We start from the raw sequence: 15,030 nt of genomic DNA on the forward strand, positions 1-15,030 counted from the left end.
GGGCCTTCTTCTGCAAGGAGACAACCATGCCTCGCTTCGCTGCCAACCTGTCCATGCTGTTCACCGAGCAGGACTTCCTGGCCCGCTTCAAGGCCGCCGCCGACGCTGGCTTCAGCGGTGTCGAATACCTCTTCCCGTACGATTTCAGCGCCACCGAGATCAAGCAGCAACTCGACGCCCACGGCCTGACCCAGGTGCTGTTCAACCTGCCGGCCGGCGACTGGGGCAAAGGCGAGCGCGGCATCGCGTGCAACCCTGAGCGTGTCGAAGAATTCCGCGCCGGTGTCGACAAGGCCATCGAATACGCCAAGGTACTGGGCAACACCCAGGTCAACTGCCTGGCCGGTATCCGCCCGCAAGGCCCGGACTGCGCCACCGTCCGCAAGACCTTCGTCGACAACCTCAAGTACGCCGCCGACAAGCTCAAGGCTGCAGGTATCCGCCTGGTCATGGAAATGATCAACACCCGTGACATTCCGGGCTTCTACCTGAACACCACCAAGCAGGCCCTGGAGATCCAGGCCGAAGTCGGCAGCGACAACCTGTTCCTGCAGTACGACATCTACCACATGCAGATCATGGAAGGTGACCTGGCTCGCACCATGGAAGCCAACCTGAAGCTGATCAACCACATCCAGCTGGCCGATAACCCCGGCCGCAACGAACCAGGCACCGGCGAGATCAACTATCGCTTCCTGTTCGAGCACCTGGACCGCATCGGTTACCAGGGCTGGGTGGGCGCGGAATACAAGCCGCTGACCACCACCGAAGCAGGCCTGGGCTGGCTGAAAACCCACAACGCAATCTGAAAGCCGAGTACAGCCCCTGTGGGGTAGCAGACACCGTGGACGCGGGTTCACCCGCGTACACCGGCCAAGCCGGTGCCATCCACCGAAGTGTCTGCTTCGCGGGTAAACCCGCTCCCGCAGAGACCGCGGCTCACTTGAGATTTCTACAAATATAAAGAGGCACATTCTCATGGCTAAAATCGGTTTCATCGGCACCGGCATCATGGGCAACCCAATGGCCCAGAACCTGCAGAAGGCAGGTCACAGCCTGTTCGTCTCCACCCACCACGACGCCGCCCCTGCCAATCTTGTCGCCGCAGGCGCCGTCGCCCTGGCCAACCCGAAGGAAGTGGCCCAGGAAGCCGAATTCATCATCGTCATGGTCCCGGACACCCCGCAGGTCGAATCCGTCCTGTTCGGTGAGAACGGCGTTGCCGAAGGTGCAGGCCCGAACAAAGTCGTGATCGACATGAGCTCGATCTCCCCCACCGCCACCAAAGTCTTCGCCGAGAAGATCAAGGCCACCGGCGCTGCCTACCTGGATGCCCCGGTCTCCGGCGGTGAAGTCGGCGCCAAGGCCGGCACCCTGAGCATCATGGTCGGCGGCTGCCCGAAGGCCTTCGAACGCGCTCTGCCGCTGTTCGAAGCCATGGGCAAGAACATCACCCGCGTCGGCGGCAACGGCGACGGCCAGACCGCCAAGGTCGCCAACCAGATCATCGTCGCCCTGAACATCCAGGCCGTCGGCGAAGCCCTGCTGTTCGCCGCCAAGAACGGCGCAGACCCGGCCAAGGTTCGTGAGGCACTGATGGGCGGCTTCGCGTCCTCGAAGATCCTGGAAGTGCACGCCGAGCGCATGATCAAAGGCACCTTCGATCCAGGCTTCCGCATCAACCTGCACCAGAAGGACCTGAACCTGGCCCTGCAAGGCGCCAAGGAGCTGGGTATCAACCTGCCCAACACCTCCAACGCCCAGCAAGTGTTCAGCACCTGCGTCGCCCTGGGCGGCGGCAACTGGGACCACTCGGCGCTGATCAAAGGCCTGGAGCACATGGCCAACTTCTCGATCCGCGACGAGAAATAAGCTTCAAGCTGTAAGCCTCAAGCGGCGAGCGAACGCAGATCTGCATTTCGCTCGCGGCTTGTAGCTTGAAGCTTGCAGCTCTGGGGACCGCCCCTGGTTCGGCCTGCACGGAGGCAGTTCCAGGGGCGTTTTCGATTCTGCAGAACAATAAGATTTTGGGAGCCTGCCATGTCGGTCGATCCACAAAGAATTCTCCGCGAGCTGTTCGACACAGCCATCGCCGCCGCTCACCCCCGCCAGGTTCTTGAACCCCACCTGCCCGCAGACCGCAGCGGCCGCGTCATCGTCATCGGTGCCGGCAAGGCGGCCGCGGCCATGGCCGAAGTGGTCGAGAAGAGCTGGAAGGGCGAGGTGTCCGGCCTGGTCGTGACCCGCTACGGGCACGGCGCCAACTGCCAGAAGATCGAGGTGGTCGAAGCCGCCCATCCGGTTCCCGATGCCGCCGGCCTGGCCGTGGCCAAACGCGTGCTCGAACTGGTCAGCAACCTCACTGAAGACGACCGGGTGATCTTCCTGCTCTCCGGCGGTGGCTCGGCCCTGCTGGCCCTGCCTGCCGAAGGCCTGACCTTGGCCGACAAGCAGCAGATCAACAAAGCCCTGCTCAAGTCCGGCGCCACCATCGGCGAGATGAACTGCGTGCGCAAGCACCTCTCGGCGATCAAGGGCGGCCGCCTGGCCAAGGCGTGCTGGCCCGCCACTGTCTACACCTACGCGATCTCCGACGTACCGGGCGACCTGGCCACGGTCATCGCCTCCGGCCCCACCGTGGCCGACCCAAGCACCTCGGCCGACGCCCTGGCCATCCTCAAGCGTTACAACATCGAAGCGCCCCAGGCAGTCATCGACTGGCTCAACAATCCAGCGTCGGAAACCGTCAAGGCCGATGACCCGGCGCTGGCACGCAGCCACTTCAAGCTCATCGCCAAGCCTCAGCAGTCCCTGGAGGCAGCAGCGGTCAAGGCACGCCAGGCGGGCTTCAGCCCGTTGATCCTGGGCGATCTTGAAGGCGAATCGCGCGAAGTGGCCAAGGTCCATGCCGGCATCGCCCGTCAGATCGTATTGCACGGCCAGCCACTGAAGGCGCCCTGCATCATCCTCTCTGGCGGCGAAACCACCGTCACCGTACGCGGCAACGGCCGTGGGGGGCGCAATGCCGAGTTCCTGCTGAGCCTCACCGAGAATCTCAAGGGCCTGGCGGGCGTGTACGCCCTGGCCGGTGACACCGACGGCATCGACGGCTCCGAAGAAAATGCCGGCGCCATCATGACCCCGGACAGCTACGCCAACGCCGAGGCCTTGGGCCTGTCGGCGTCCGACGAGCTGGACAACAACAATGGCTATGGCTACTTCGCCGCACTGGATGCGCTGATCGTCACCGAGCCTACCCGCACCAACGTCAACGACTTCCGTGCCATCCTGATCCTCGAGACCCAGCCATCATGACGCCTGATAAGAAAGTCAAAATCCTCGCGACCCTCGGCCCTGCGATCAAAGGCATCGAGGACATTCGCCAGCTGGTCGAGGCCGGGGTGAACATCTTCCGCCTGAACTTCAGCCACGGCGAGCACGCCGACCATGCGCTGCGCTACCAGTGGATCCGCGAAGTCGAGCAGCAGCTGAACTACCCGCTGGGCATCCTGATGGACCTGCAGGGGCCGAAACTGCGCGTAGGCCGTTTCGCCGACGGCAAGATCCAGCTGCAACGCGGCCAGGCCCTGCGCCTGGATCTGGACAAGACCCCAGGCGACAACCGCCGGGTCAACCTGCCCCACCCGGAAATCATCGCCGCGCTGGAGCCCGGCATGGACCTGCTGCTCGACGACGGCAAGCTGCGCCTGCGGGTGACCGCCAAGCACAGCGATGCCATCGACACCGAAGTGGTCGCCGGCGGTGAGCTGTCCGACCGCAAGGGCGTCAACGTGCCCCAGGCCGTGCTCGACCTCAGCCCGTTGACCGAAAAAGACCGCCGCGACCTGGCCTTCGGCCTGGAACTGGGTGTCGACTGGGTCGCCCTGTCGTTCGTCCAGCGCCCCGAGGACATCGTCGAGGCCCGCCAGTTGATCGGCGACCGCGCCTACCTGATGGCCAAGATCGAGAAGCCATCGGCGGTGGACCAGTTACAAGCGATCGCCGAGCTGTCCGACGCGATCATGGTCGCCCGTGGCGACTTGGGCGTGGAAGTACCCGCCGAGAGCGTGCCGCAGATCCAGAAGCGCATCATCAACACCTGCCGCCAGCTTGGCCGTCCGGTGGTGGTAGCCACGCAGATGCTCGAGTCCATGCGCTTCTCCCCTGCCCCGACCCGCGCCGAGGTCACCGATGTGGCCAATGCCGTGGCCGAAGGCACCGACGCAGTCATGCTGTCGGCGGAGACGGCATCGGGTGAGTACCCGTTGGAAGCCGTGCAGATGATGAGCAAGATCATCCGCCAGGTAGAAAACGGCCCGGACTATCAGGCCCAGCTCGACGTCGGCAGGCCCAAGGCCGAAGCCACGGTGTCGGATGCCATCAGCTGCGCGATCCGTCGCATCAGCGGCATCCTGCCGGTGGCCGTGCTGGTCAATTACAGCGAGTCGGGTTCCTCGACCCTGCGCGCGGCGCGCGAGCGTCCACGTGCACCGATCCTCAACCTGACGCCTAACCTGGCCACCGCCCGTCGCCTGAGCGTGACCTGGGGCGTGCATTCGGTGGTCAATGACCGACTGCGTCAGGTCGACGAGATCTGCTCCACGGCCCTGGAGATCGCCCAGGCCCAAGGCATGGCCAGCCGTGGCGACACGCTGCTGATCACCGCCGGTGTGCCTTTCGGCAAGCCAGGGACGACTAATACCCTGCGGATCGAGACCTTGGCCTGATTCACCCTGGGGCGCCTGCGCCCCTGATCGCGGTCCTCGCCACCGCCCTGCGGATGTGCATTCCCGTGGGGGCTGGCGAAGCCTGCGATCGAGGGCCCAGCCCTGCCCATGAACAACAACCGGCGGAAAATCCGAGGCCCAGAAGAGGCCCACCGCTTCCCTTCCCACCTTCCTGACTGCCCCATGTACACCAAGAATTTCGTCAACCCGTGCCCCGACTGGGCCACGGCTTTGCTCAACGGCTTCAGCCAGGTTCTGCTGCTGCGCAATCCTTTTTGCGGCCTGTGCTGCCTGCTGGCCCTTCTGCTGACCGCCCCGAACCTGGTCGGCGGTGCCCTGCTCGGCGCCCTGGCCGGGTTGCTCACCGCCCAGCGCCGCGGTTATGAGCGCGCCGACCGCCAGGCCGGGCTGTACAGCTACAACGGTGTGCTGATCGGTATCCTGATCGCCGCCCTGCTACCCTGGTCGGCCATCGTGCCGCCACTGATCATCGCCGCCGGTGGTCTTTCCAGCATCCTCACACACCAATGGCGCAAACGCGGCGGCAAACTGCTCGTCGCCTATACCGCACCCTTCGTGCTGCTCGGCTGGGGCACCTTGCTGATGACAGAACCGATGCCCGCCTTGTTCACCGAAGCCAACCCGCTGTACGCCCTGCTGCGTGGCGTGGGCCAGATCTTCCTGCTGGACAATCCGTTGGCCGGCCTGTTGATCGTCATCGGCATGCTCGTGGCCAACCCCTACGCCGCGCTCTGGGCTTTGCTGGGATCGGCCATCGGCGGTGGTGTCGCGTTGCTGGCAGGCGAAGCCCAGGCGGCCTGGATGGGGCTGTACGGCTTCAACGCTGCGCTCGCCGCGCTGGCCTTCAGCCGTCAGGGCGAGCGCTTCTGGGTGACCTTGCTGGCCATTGCCCTGGCTTTGCTGTTGCAACCTTTGTTCAACCAGATGCCGATCGCCGGCCTGACCGCGCCCTTCGTCACCGCCTGCTGGTTGATGCATGTGGGCAGTCATTTGCTGCAACTGAGCCAACGTCGCAACGTCGATCGCTTGCACAGCTAAATCGCAGCCCCTAGGCTCTGCCCATCGCACAAGGGAACGAGCCCATGGAAAACCCTGCGAGCCTGCGCGAGCGGCTCTACGTCATCGTCTTCCAGACCGACACCGTCGCCGGCCGGCGCTTCGACAAGATCCTGCTCTTGATCATTCTCGCCAGCCTGGTGACGGTGATCCTCGACAGCATCGACGAGGTCCATCAGGGCTATGCCGGCATGCTGGCCATGATCGAATGGGGCTTCACGGCGATCTTCCTGGTGGAGTACCTGGCCCGGCTGTACTGCTCGCCCAAGCCTCTGCGCTACGCCTTCAGCTTCTACGGACTGGTCGATCTGCTGGCGATCGTGCCGGGGATCATCGCCCTATACTACAGCGACGCCCAATACCTGCTGATCGTGCGGGTCATCCGGATGCTGCGGATCTTCCGCGTGCTCAAGCTCAGTCCCTACCTCAAGCAGGCTCATTACCTGCTGGCGGCGCTGCAAGGCAGCAAGCAGAAGATCATCGTCTTTCTGGTGAGCGTCTCCACCCTGGTGACGGTGTTCGGCACACTGATGTATGTCGTCGAAGGCCCTGAGCACGGGTTCACCAGTATTCCCAAAGGCATCTACTGGGCCATCGTCACCCTCACCACGGTGGGCTTTGGCGACATCGTGCCCAAGACTCCGCTGGGCCAGGTACTGTCGTCGCTGGTGATGATCACCGGTTACTCGATCATTGCGGTGCCCACCGGCATTTTCACCGCCGAGCTGGCCAACGCCTTGCGCGGCGAACAGCTGCAACACGACTGCCCCACCTGCCGCAAGCACACCCACGAGCATGGCGCTGCATTCTGCTCACGCTGCGGCAATGCACTGTTCCCGAAAAACGAATAAGCAAAGAGCCATTTGGTCTTTAAGGCCTCAAGAACCAAAGGTTATAGTCGCTGGCAAATTGCCAAACATTTGAACCAGAACAAGGATAGCTTCGTGAAAAAGCTCTTCACCGCCTCGCTGCTCGCCGCAGGACTCGCCTTGGGCAACCTGGCCCAGGCCGCTCCCACCCTGCTGAACGTTTCCTATGACGTGATGCGTGACTTCTACAAGGACTACAACCAAGCGTTCCAAAAGCACTGGGAAGCCGAGCACAACGAGAAGGTCAACGTACAGATGTCCTTCGGCGGCTCGAGCAAGCAGGCGCGGGCAGTGATCGATGGTCTGCCGGCCGATGTCATCACCATGAACATGGCCACAGACATCAACGCCCTGGCCGACAACGGCAAGCTGGTGCCGGACAACTGGGTTTCGCGCTTGCCGAACAACAGCGCGCCCTTCACCTCCGCCACCGTGTTCATCGTGCGCAAAGGCAACCCGAAGGCCCTGAAGGATTGGCCCGACCTGCTCAAGGACGGCGTGCAGGTGATCGTACCCAATCCCAAGACCTCGGGTAATGGCCGCTACACCTACCTCTCCGCCTGGGGCTATGTGCTCAAGCAGGGCGGCGACGAAGCCAAGGCACGCGACTTCGTCGGCAAGCTGTTCAAGCAGGCTCCGGTGCTCGATACCGGTGGCCGCGCCGCTACCACCACCTTCATGACCAACCAGATCGGCGATGTGCTGGTGACGTTCGAGAACGAAGCCGAGATGATCGCCCGCGAGTTCGGCCGCGACCAGTTCGAAGTGGTCTACCCGAGCGTGTCGGCCGAAGCCGAACCGCCGGTGAGCGTGGTCGACAAAGTCGTCGAGCGCAAGAAGTCACGCGCCGTAGCCGAGGAGTACCTCAAGTACCTGTGGTCGCCGGCGGCCCAGGAGATCGCTGCGCAGAACTACCTGCGTCCGCGTGATGCCACTGTCCTGGCCAAATACACCGACCGCTTCCCGAAAGTCGACTTCCTGTCGGTGGAGAAGACCTTCGGTGACTGGCGCACCGTGCAGAAGACCCACTTCAACGACGGCGGCGTGTTCGACCAGATCTACACCAGCAATTAAGCGAAAAAGGGGGCCTGGAGCCCCCTTTTTCATGGTGTGGTTTGCGCGACAAAGGATCGGCGCAGCTTGCTTCAGGCCTGACGGAACACCAGCGCCTTCAGTCCACCTTCCGGATCCGCATCCGGAAACTCCGGCGGGTTGTCCAGCCGCTCGACGAATGCCAGCCCTGGCGCATGCTCGGCCATGCCCTCGATCAAGAAACCCGGCCCGATGCCTGGATCATTGACACAGGCCAGCACCGTTCCCCCTTCCGTCAACAACTCTGGCAAGCGTCGCAGGATCTTGGCGTAGTCCTGGGTCAGTACGAAACTGCCTTTCTGGAAGGTGGGCGGATCGATGATGATCAGGTCATAGGGCCCGTACTTGCGCACCTTGCCCCAGGATTTGAACAACTCATGGCCCAGGTACGCGACGCGGGATGAGTCATGATCATTGAGCCGGTGGTTCTCCCGTCCCCGGGACAACGCGGCCTTGGCCATGTCCAGGTTGACCACCTGCTGCGCACCGCCGGCGATCGCCGCCACCGAGAACCCACAGGTGTAGGCGAACAGGTTGAGCACTCGCTTGCCCGCGGCCTGCTGGCGCACCCAGCGACGGCCATAGCGCATGTCCAGGAACAGTCCGTTGTTCTGGCGCACCCCTAGGTCGAGCAGGTATTTGAGCCCGTCTTCCACCACCACCCGTTGCTGGCAAGGCTCGCCCAGCAGCCATTGGCCAGGGCTCTCGGGCAGGTAGCGGTGCTGGATGAGGATGGCCTGGCCAGTCCATTGCGGGCGCTCGGCGAGGCTGCGCAGCATCGCTTGCAGTTCTGCCAGCTGGCCCTCGGGCGGCTCACGGAACAACGCCACCAGCAGCACGCCTTCCAACCAATCGACCGTGATCTGCTCAAGCCCCGGCCAGCAGCGGCCACGACCATGGAATAGGCGGCGGGTCTCTTGCGGGGCGGGGTCGAGGGCGGCGAGCAAGTGCTGCTCGAGGGTAGGGATCGGCGAGGTCATGATCGGGTCGCAAGCAAAAAGAAGGCATTCTACCTAATAGCGCTCGCTTGGGCTTTTGAGGCTGCTACGCGGCCCAACGCAGGCGTTGCTAGGAGCAGCCTTGTTTCGCGGGGGGCGCAAAGCGCCCCCGGTGGTTCAGGAGCCTTCGATCATTGGCCCTTCAGCGCGACCCTGCCCGAGCGGAACCACCACCCCTGCTGCATCCCTGCTGCAGCCAGCAAAATCGCCGCCACACCCAGCCACTGCAGCGGCGCCAGACGATGATCGAAGGCCACCCAGTCGACCAGGATCGCCGCGATCGGGTAGATGAACGACAACGCGCCGGTCAGGGCGGTAGGCAGGCGCTGGATAGCGCTGTACAGCAACACGTACATCACGCCGGTGTGCACGACTCCCAGCGTCAGCAGGCTGGCCAGTGCCGACGTCTCAACGGGTAGCCCCTCACCGCCGACCCACGGCGCCAGCAACAGGATGCCCGTGGTCACCTGAATCAGCGCGATCAGGTGCGGCGGCGTACCGCTCAGGCGCTTGATGATCAAAGCGGCCACGGCATAGAGAAAGGCCGCGCCCAAAGCCAGGACGATGCCCAGCAGATAGTCGCCCGCCCCACCCTGGCCGTTGCCATGGGCGCTGACGATGGCCAGCATGCCGAGGAAGGCCAGGCTCAACCAGGTCATTTTGGGTAGGGTGATCTTTTCATCCAGGAACAACGCTGCCAGCCCGACCAGCATGAACGGCTGCACGTTGTAGACCGCCGTACCAATGGCGATCGAAGCCTTGGAGTAGGAGGCGAACAGCAGCACCCAGTTGCCCACGATAGCCACGCCACTGGCCACCGCCAGCAGGAAGGTAGCGCGAGTCAACACACCGGGTTTGAGAAAGCCCATGGCAGCGCAGATCAGCAACAGGGTGACGGCGCCGAACACGCAGCGCCAGAACACCACTTCCAGCACCGGTTGACCGGACACCAGCACGAACCAACCGATGGTCCCGGAAATCAGCATGGCGGCGACCATTTCCAGCGAGCCGCGGCGCAACGAATTGTCCATCTCACACCTCCTGTCGAACATGGCCACAGTATGCCCAGTGCCCTAGCGTGCCATCCAGCGGATTAAAAAGGCGATTTCGTCATCTTGCCTTTACTATCAAGGCAGAAAACAAAAAACGCCTAACGAGGTACCCATGACCGATGACATCGACCAACTGCTGATCAATGCGCTGATGGAAGATTCCCGCCGCTCGCTCAAGGCCCTGGCCCAGGTCAGTGGCCTGTCGGCCCCCAGTGTCAGCGAACGCCTGCGGCGCCTGGAGGAGCGTGGTGTACTGCGCGGCTACACCGTCGAGGTGGATCCGCGCAGCTTCGGCTACCAGTTGCAAGCCATCGTACGGATCCGCCCGCTGCCGGGTCAGTTGCAGGAGGTGGAGCGGCAGATCATTGCCATCCCCGAGTTCACCGAGTGCGACAAGGTCACCGGGGAAGACTGCTTCATCGCACGCTTGCACGTGAGGTCAATGGAGCAACTCGATACGCTGCTCGATCGCATCAATGTGCTGGCGGAAACCAATACCGCGATCATCAAGAAAACCCCGGTTAAACGCCGACTGCCGCCAATGGCTTGAATTGGGATTTACGAAAAGCGTTATTGACATTTATCGATCGATAATTTGTACACAAGAATGTCACCTAAAGTGTCATTTTTGTGTGCACTTTTGTCCGTCATCCACTCACTCCCCTACACACTTCCCACCTAAAAATCTGACCAATCGATCAACTAACAGCGACGATGAGAAATAAAACCTGTTCAATTGGTCAACATATATTGCGCTTAATTCATCGACTTAACTTTCAGCGGGTTAAGTTGCAAAAGGCCATACCCGTAAAGTTGGTTTTTACCTGGCATGGAACTCGCTTTTGTGTGCCTATGTTTTGTATACAAACCAGACAAAACATACATACAAGAACTCGCAGCGCCTGCCTTACACAACAGGCCGTTGCGCCCAGAACCCAGTGATGCCAACGCTGCACCGACGAGATGGCGAGCCCGTGCGCTGCCCGCTCATCGCAGTCCACGCGCATCAGGAGCCTGACGCATGAGTACCAGCCTCAACCTAGCCCCTGAACTATCCGTTGCCAGCACCGCCTCCCCCTCTCTTCCATTGAATGGCCATTCGCCGGCGCTTGAACTCAGCCCGCGCCTGCATAACAGAGACCTCGCCCCTACTCGTATCGAGGGCCGTCGCTGGGGCCGCTACAGCATCTTCGCGCTTTGGACCAATGATGTGCACAACATCGCCAACTATTCCTTTGCCATGGGATTGTTCGCCCTCGGCCTGGGCGGCTGGCAGATTCTTCTGTCCCTGGCGATCGGCGCAGCGCTGGTGTACTTCTTCATGAACTTGTCCGGGTACATGGGACAGAAAACCGGCGTACCCTTTCCGGTGATCAGTCGTATCGCCTTCGGCATCCACGGCGCGCAGATACCGGCGCTGATCCGGGCGGTGATCGCCATCGCCTGGTTCGGCATCCAGACCTACTTGGCGTCCGTCGTGTTGCGCGTACTGCTCACTGCCGTGTGGCCGCAGCTGGCGGCCTACGACGATAACAGCCTTCTTGGCCTGTCGAGCCTGGGCTGGGTGTGCTTCGTGGCGATCTGGCTGGTGCAACTGGTGATCCTTGCCTACGGCATGGAGATGGTGCGCCGCTACGAGGCCTTCGCAGGCCCGGTGATCCTCTTGACCGTGGCGAGCCTTGCCGGGTGGATGTACTTCCAGGCCGATGCCCGCATCGCCTGGTCGGTGGCCGAACCGCTGACCGGTTATGAGATGTGGCGCAACATCTTTGCCGGCGGCGCGCTATGGCTGGCCATCTACGGCACGCTGGTGCTGAACTTCTGCGACTTCGCTCGTTCCTCGCCATGCCGCAAGACCATCCGTGTGGGCAATTTCTGGGGCCTACCGGTCAATATCCTGGTGTTCGCCACCATCACCGCGGTGCTGTGCGGCGCACAGTTCCAGATCAACGGCCAGGTCATCGACAGCCCCACCCAGATCGTCGCCTCCATCCCCAGCACAGCTTTCCTGGTTCTCGGCTGCCTGGCCTTCCTGATCGTCACCGTGGCGGTGAACATCATGGCCAATTTCGTCGCCCCGGCCTTCGTGCTGAGCAACCTGGCGCCACGCCATCTGAACTTCCGCCGCGCCGGCTTGATCAGCGCCACCCTGGCGGTGCTGATCCTGCCTTGGAACCTCTACAACAGCCCGCTGGTGATCGTGTACTTCCTGTCAGGTCTGGGCGCCCTGCTCGGCCCCTTGTATGGCGTGATCATGGCGGACTACTGGCTGCTGCGAAAAGGCCAGGTCAATGTACCCGAGCTCTACAGCGAGAATCCCGCGGGGGCCTACTTCTACACGCGGGGCATCAACCTGCGCGCCGTCGCGGCCTTCCTGCCGGCAGCCCTGTTGGCCATCGTGCTGGCACTGGTGCCCCACTTCCACAGCGTCGCGCCGTTCTCCTGGCTGATCGGTGCCGGCACCGCAGCCACCCTCTACCTGCTGGTCGCCCCGCGCAACCGCCAGTACTTCGACGTCAGCGGTGAAGCCATCGCCGTCGACCACAGCAGCCATTGATAGGGAAATCTCCATGCGCATTCTGATTGCCAACGTCAACACCACCACCGCCATCACTGACGCCATCGCCGAGCAAGCTCGCAGTGTAGCCTCCCCAGGCACCGAAATCGTCGGCCTCACGCCTTGGTTCGGCGCGGAGTCCGTGGAAGGCAACTTCGAGAGCTATCTCGCCGCTATCGCCGTGATGGACCGGGTGCTCAATTTCGATCAACCCTACGATGCCGTGATCCAGGCCGGCTATGGCGAGCATGGCCGCGAAGGCCTGCAGGAACTGCTCGACGTACCGGTCGTGGACATCACCGACGCCGCCGCCAGCACCGCCATGTACCTGGGCCACAAATATTCGGTGGTCACCACCCTGGACCGCACCGTGCCGCTGATCGAGGACCGCCTCAAGCTCTCCGGGCTGTACGACCGCTGCGCCTCGGTACGCGCCAGTGGCCTTGCCGTGCTGGACCTGGAAGCCGACCCGCAGCGTGCCGTGCAAGCGATCGTCGAACAGGCCGAACGCGCCGTGCGTGAAGACAAAGCCGAGGTGATCTGCCTGGGCTGCGGCGGCATGGCCGGGCTCGATGAACAGATCCGTCAACGTACGGGGGTACCGGTAGTAGATGGGGTCAGTGCAGCGGTGAGCATCGCCGAATCCCTGGTGAGGCTGGGCTTGAGCACCTCGAAAGTACGCACTTATGCGACACCCCGAGCGAAGAAAGTCGTGGGTTGGCCGATGATGTTCGGACGTTAAGCCGTCACTGGACGGCTGTCGCTTCCACACCTGCGCCATTGCAAGTGTGGAAGCGAGCTTGGGCATTACCGACCAGCAAAGGTGGATTCCAGCCGGCCAGGCACATCACTTCATGTGCTGATCTCGACGCCAGAAAAGACACATCCCCATGATCATTGCAAAAATCTTGCATAGCATGAGGTCAATGCCGCAAAACGTCTCGAGATGTGTATAGAAGAGGCTGGCCAGCCCTCCCATGAATACGGCGACGCCCAACCATTTGCGCAATCTGGGCGCTTTTAGCCGCTGGTCGATGAAGAACGCCGCCACGAACATCGATACAAGAGAAAATGCATTTTCGTGCATTGGAGGCTCAATGCTTGAGGATCATTGAGGTGGACAACTGCCGAGGCCCGAGACCGCCGTGAACGCTGGCATCGATACCAATCAATCTGTCTCCCACGTGATAGTGCCGCAACCGTTCAGCGACAATAGCGGGGACATTGATTTTGGCTGCCACAGCGGTCCGCTGACGTCGGGCTGTGCCCGGGATCAAGCTGGTTAACGTCCAGCGCTGAGCATTGAGTGCATCGCATTGATCACGGTTCAGAGGCTTTGAAATCGAAACTTTCAGAAGGCAGGGACGTTCCCTTGCCTGCATACGGTCATAGACCTTTATTACTCTTTCGATGATGCGATCGTTTACCTGTCGTGCCACGTCGAAGTAAAGCGCCCCGAATTGAGAACGTCGCATCACCTCAAACTCCAGAACGTCAAAGACCACACCCCGATAGCCGATCATTTGATGAATGTTCGTGAATTGCATGTGCCCACCTTAGCGTTCAAAGTCATCGCTCGAACGCAGAAGGTGCCTTGCCGGTGGAGCGAGCAATACCCGTCGTTTCGTTGTTTACCGGATGACTTTTCCTCACCTGCAACGCGGGTAAGACGCGGATGACTCAGTCATCGCGCGTCAATACTTCCAGCAACTCGATTTCGAACGTCAAGTCCGAATGGGGCGGGATCGAGCCCACGTTGCGCTCGCCATAACCCAGGTGCGCCGGCACTATCAGCTTGCGCTTGCCGCCGACACGCATGCCCATCAGGCCCTGGTCCCAGCCTTTGATGACGCGGCCGGTGCCAATAACGCACTGGAACGGCTTACCCCGCGTCCAGGAGGAGTCGAACTCGCTGCCATCGGCCAGCCAGCCGGTGTACTGGGTGGTGATCAGCGCGCCCTTGACCACAGCCTTGCCGTCGCCTTCCTGGATATCGATGATTTGCAGTTCGCTGCTCATGGCGGTTTCCTTGAAGCGGATTTGTGGCCGCCCTTTTCTCAGGAATGTGCCACTTTGGCAAGGCTTGATGCGCTAGCCAAGTTGCTCGAATGCCTCCTGGCCGGTCAATTCCTTGGTCTGGTTGGCGAAGCAGTACCAGGCGGGTTTCTGCTCGATGAAAATCTGCAAGTCGAAAGCCCAGGCTTCTTCGCCGTCCAACAGGCCTACCGGGATGGCATAGAAATCGTTGGCTTTGAGGCGGTAGTACAGATGTGTGCCGCACCGGCCACAAAAACCACGCTGGGCCCAGTCGGAAGAGTCGTAGACGCTTGGCGTGCGGCCTTCGATCGTTGGAGGGTGGCTGCAATGGACGACCAGTAGCGGGCCGCCGGTCCACTTGCGGCACATGCTGCAGTGGCAGGCGCTGATGTGGGTGTTGTCGACGGTCACTTTCAGGTGGGTTTCGCCGCAGAGGCAGGTGCCTTGTTTTTCCAGGGTCATGGTGAGGCTCCTTGCATTTGGGACTGGGAAGTATAGGTGGTGATTCTATTTGGGCTTGGGCTTTCAGGCTGTGTGAATATCCGGGTTTGGTGGGGGCGCCACCGGCGCTTTTCGCCTTTACGGCGACCTACTTTTGCTCTTGGGCAAAAGTAGGCAAAA

The 15,030-nt window shown here is 61.9% G+C and carries 16 protein-coding genes; 10 read left to right on the forward strand and 6 right to left on the reverse strand.

The genetic code is table 11. From position 1 onward, the window contains the following. Positions 1–26 precede the first annotated feature (26 nt). The 7 genes from hyi (at position 27) to DQ397_RS13320 (ending at position 7,747) form a co-directional block, all read left to right on the forward strand. Positions 27–809 carry a hydroxypyruvate isomerase gene (gene hyi / locus DQ397_RS13285; RefSeq protein ID WP_043214871.1) on the forward strand — a complete coding sequence of 261 codons (783 nt, stop codon included), beginning with the start codon at positions 27–29 and terminating at the stop codon, positions 807–809. A 169-nt stretch (positions 810–978) separates the two neighbouring features. Continuing rightward, the gene (locus DQ397_RS13295; protein ID WP_043214874.1) at positions 979–1,872 is read left to right on the forward strand and encodes a 2-hydroxy-3-oxopropionate reductase; all 894 of its coding nucleotides are present in this window, start codon (positions 979–981) and stop codon (positions 1,870–1,872) included. 168 nt (positions 1,873–2,040) lie between these two features. Next, entirely contained in the window at positions 2,041–3,315 is a 1,275-nt protein-coding gene (locus DQ397_RS13300) for a glycerate kinase (protein ID WP_070576725.1), read from the forward strand. Continuing rightward, a complete protein-coding gene (pyk, locus tag DQ397_RS13305) occupies positions 3,312–4,727 on the forward strand; it encodes a pyruvate kinase (protein WP_148921567.1) in 1,416 nt (471 codons plus the stop codon). The genes DQ397_RS13300 and pyk overlap by 4 nt, the downstream gene beginning before the upstream one ends. Positions 4,728–4,910: 183 nt before the next feature. Further along, positions 4,911–5,786 carry an urea transporter gene (locus DQ397_RS13310; RefSeq protein ID WP_043215651.1) on the forward strand — a complete coding sequence of 292 codons (876 nt, stop codon included), beginning with the start codon at positions 4,911–4,913 and terminating at the stop codon, positions 5,784–5,786. Positions 5,787–5,830: 44 nt separating this feature from the next. Next, positions 5,831–6,655, forward strand: coding sequence for an ion transporter (locus DQ397_RS13315; RefSeq protein WP_043215650.1), 825 nt, complete (start codon positions 5,831–5,833; stop codon positions 6,653–6,655). Between the two features lie 93 nt (positions 6,656–6,748). Next, complete coding sequence (locus tag DQ397_RS13320) at positions 6,749–7,747, forward strand: sulfate ABC transporter substrate-binding protein (protein WP_043215648.1); 999 nt, start codon at positions 6,749–6,751, stop codon at positions 7,745–7,747. A gap of 71 nt (positions 7,748–7,818) precedes the next feature. Here the strand turns inward: DQ397_RS13320 and DQ397_RS13325 are convergent, their stop codons facing one another. Together DQ397_RS13325 and DQ397_RS13330 are read right to left on the reverse strand one after the other, a co-directional pair. Next, positions 7,819–8,745, reverse strand: a complete 927-nt coding sequence (locus DQ397_RS13325; protein ID WP_043215647.1) for a class I SAM-dependent methyltransferase — start codon at positions 8,743–8,745, stop codon at positions 7,819–7,821. Positions 8,746–8,894: 149 nt separating this feature from the next. Continuing rightward, positions 8,895–9,794, reverse strand: coding sequence for a DMT family transporter (locus DQ397_RS13330; protein ID WP_043215645.1), 900 nt, complete (start codon positions 9,792–9,794; stop codon positions 8,895–8,897). A 133-nt stretch (positions 9,795–9,927) separates the two neighbouring features. Between DQ397_RS13330 and DQ397_RS13335 the strand changes: the two genes are divergently transcribed. The 3 genes from DQ397_RS13335 (at position 9,928) to DQ397_RS13345 (ending at position 13,114) form a co-directional block, all read left to right on the forward strand. Then, on the forward strand, positions 9,928–10,365 hold the full coding sequence (locus tag DQ397_RS13335; protein ID WP_043215643.1) for an Lrp/AsnC family transcriptional regulator: 438 nt from the start codon (positions 9,928–9,930) through the stop codon (positions 10,363–10,365). A gap of 471 nt (positions 10,366–10,836) precedes the next feature. Further along, entirely contained in the window at positions 10,837–12,372 is a 1,536-nt protein-coding gene (locus DQ397_RS13340) for an NCS1 family nucleobase:cation symporter-1 (protein ID WP_043215641.1), read from the forward strand. A gap of 13 nt (positions 12,373–12,385) precedes the next feature. After that, a complete protein-coding gene (locus DQ397_RS13345; protein WP_043215640.1) occupies positions 12,386–13,114 on the forward strand; it encodes an aspartate/glutamate racemase family protein in 729 nt (242 codons plus the stop codon). Between the two features lie 105 nt (positions 13,115–13,219). On the opposite strand, the gene DQ397_RS13350 is transcribed toward DQ397_RS13345, so the two are convergent. The 4 genes from DQ397_RS13350 to DQ397_RS13365 all read right to left on the reverse strand — a co-directional run bounded on the left by DQ397_RS13350 (position 13,220) and on the right by DQ397_RS13365 (position 14,871). Continuing rightward, positions 13,220–13,459: a hypothetical protein gene (locus tag DQ397_RS13350; protein ID WP_043215638.1), complete on the reverse strand. Its 240-nt coding sequence runs from the start codon at positions 13,457–13,459 to the stop codon at positions 13,220–13,222. A gap of 7 nt (positions 13,460–13,466) precedes the next feature. Then, positions 13,467–13,919: a hypothetical protein gene (locus DQ397_RS13355; RefSeq protein ID WP_043215635.1), complete on the reverse strand. Its 453-nt coding sequence runs from the start codon at positions 13,917–13,919 to the stop codon at positions 13,467–13,469. Positions 13,920–14,052: 133 nt separating this feature from the next. Continuing rightward, positions 14,053–14,391: an FKBP-type peptidyl-prolyl cis-trans isomerase gene (locus DQ397_RS13360; protein WP_043215633.1), complete on the reverse strand. Its 339-nt coding sequence runs from the start codon at positions 14,389–14,391 to the stop codon at positions 14,053–14,055. A 72-nt stretch (positions 14,392–14,463) separates the two neighbouring features. Then, positions 14,464–14,871 carry a GFA family protein gene (locus tag DQ397_RS13365; protein ID WP_043215631.1) on the reverse strand — a complete coding sequence of 136 codons (408 nt, stop codon included), beginning with the start codon at positions 14,869–14,871 and terminating at the stop codon, positions 14,464–14,466. Positions 14,872–15,030: the final 159 nt, after the last annotated feature.

It is taken from the genome of Pseudomonas sp. CK-NBRI-02, from assembly GCF_008124495.1.
GTDB lineage: Bacteria > Pseudomonadota > Gammaproteobacteria > Pseudomonadales > Pseudomonadaceae > Aquipseudomonas > Aquipseudomonas guariconensis.

Coding starts and splice junctions, on each gene's coding strand:
- hyi (WP_043214871.1), top strand. CDS start 27: ATGCCTCGCTTCGCTGCCAACCTGTCCATGCTGTTCACCGAGCAGGAC.
- DQ397_RS13295 (WP_043214874.1), top strand. CDS start 979: ATGGCTAAAATCGGTTTCATCGGCACCGGCATCATGGGCAACCCAATG.
- DQ397_RS13300 (WP_070576725.1), top strand. CDS start 2,041: ATGTCGGTCGATCCACAAAGAATTCTCCGCGAGCTGTTCGACACAGCC.
- pyk (WP_148921567.1), top strand. CDS start 3,312: ATGACGCCTGATAAGAAAGTCAAAATCCTCGCGACCCTCGGCCCTGCG.
- DQ397_RS13310 (WP_043215651.1), top strand. CDS start 4,911: ATGTACACCAAGAATTTCGTCAACCCGTGCCCCGACTGGGCCACGGCT.
- DQ397_RS13315 (WP_043215650.1), top strand. CDS start 5,831: ATGGAAAACCCTGCGAGCCTGCGCGAGCGGCTCTACGTCATCGTCTTC.
- DQ397_RS13325 (WP_043215647.1), bottom strand. CDS start 8,745: ATGACCTCGCCGATCCCTACCCTCGAGCAGCACTTGCTCGCCGCCCTC.
- DQ397_RS13330 (WP_043215645.1), bottom strand. CDS start 9,794: ATGGACAATTCGTTGCGCCGCGGCTCGCTGGAAATGGTCGCCGCCATG.
- DQ397_RS13335 (WP_043215643.1), top strand. CDS start 9,928: ATGACCGATGACATCGACCAACTGCTGATCAATGCGCTGATGGAAGAT.
- DQ397_RS13340 (WP_043215641.1), top strand. CDS start 10,837: ATGAGTACCAGCCTCAACCTAGCCCCTGAACTATCCGTTGCCAGCACC.
- DQ397_RS13345 (WP_043215640.1), top strand. CDS start 12,386: ATGCGCATTCTGATTGCCAACGTCAACACCACCACCGCCATCACTGAC.
- DQ397_RS13350 (WP_043215638.1), bottom strand. CDS start 13,459: ATGCACGAAAATGCATTTTCTCTTGTATCGATGTTCGTGGCGGCGTTC.
- DQ397_RS13355 (WP_043215635.1), bottom strand. CDS start 13,919: ATGCAATTCACGAACATTCATCAAATGATCGGCTATCGGGGTGTGGTC.
- DQ397_RS13360 (WP_043215633.1), bottom strand. CDS start 14,391: ATGAGCAGCGAACTGCAAATCATCGATATCCAGGAAGGCGACGGCAAG.
- DQ397_RS13365 (WP_043215631.1), bottom strand. CDS start 14,871: ATGACCCTGGAAAAACAAGGCACCTGCCTCTGCGGCGAAACCCACCTG.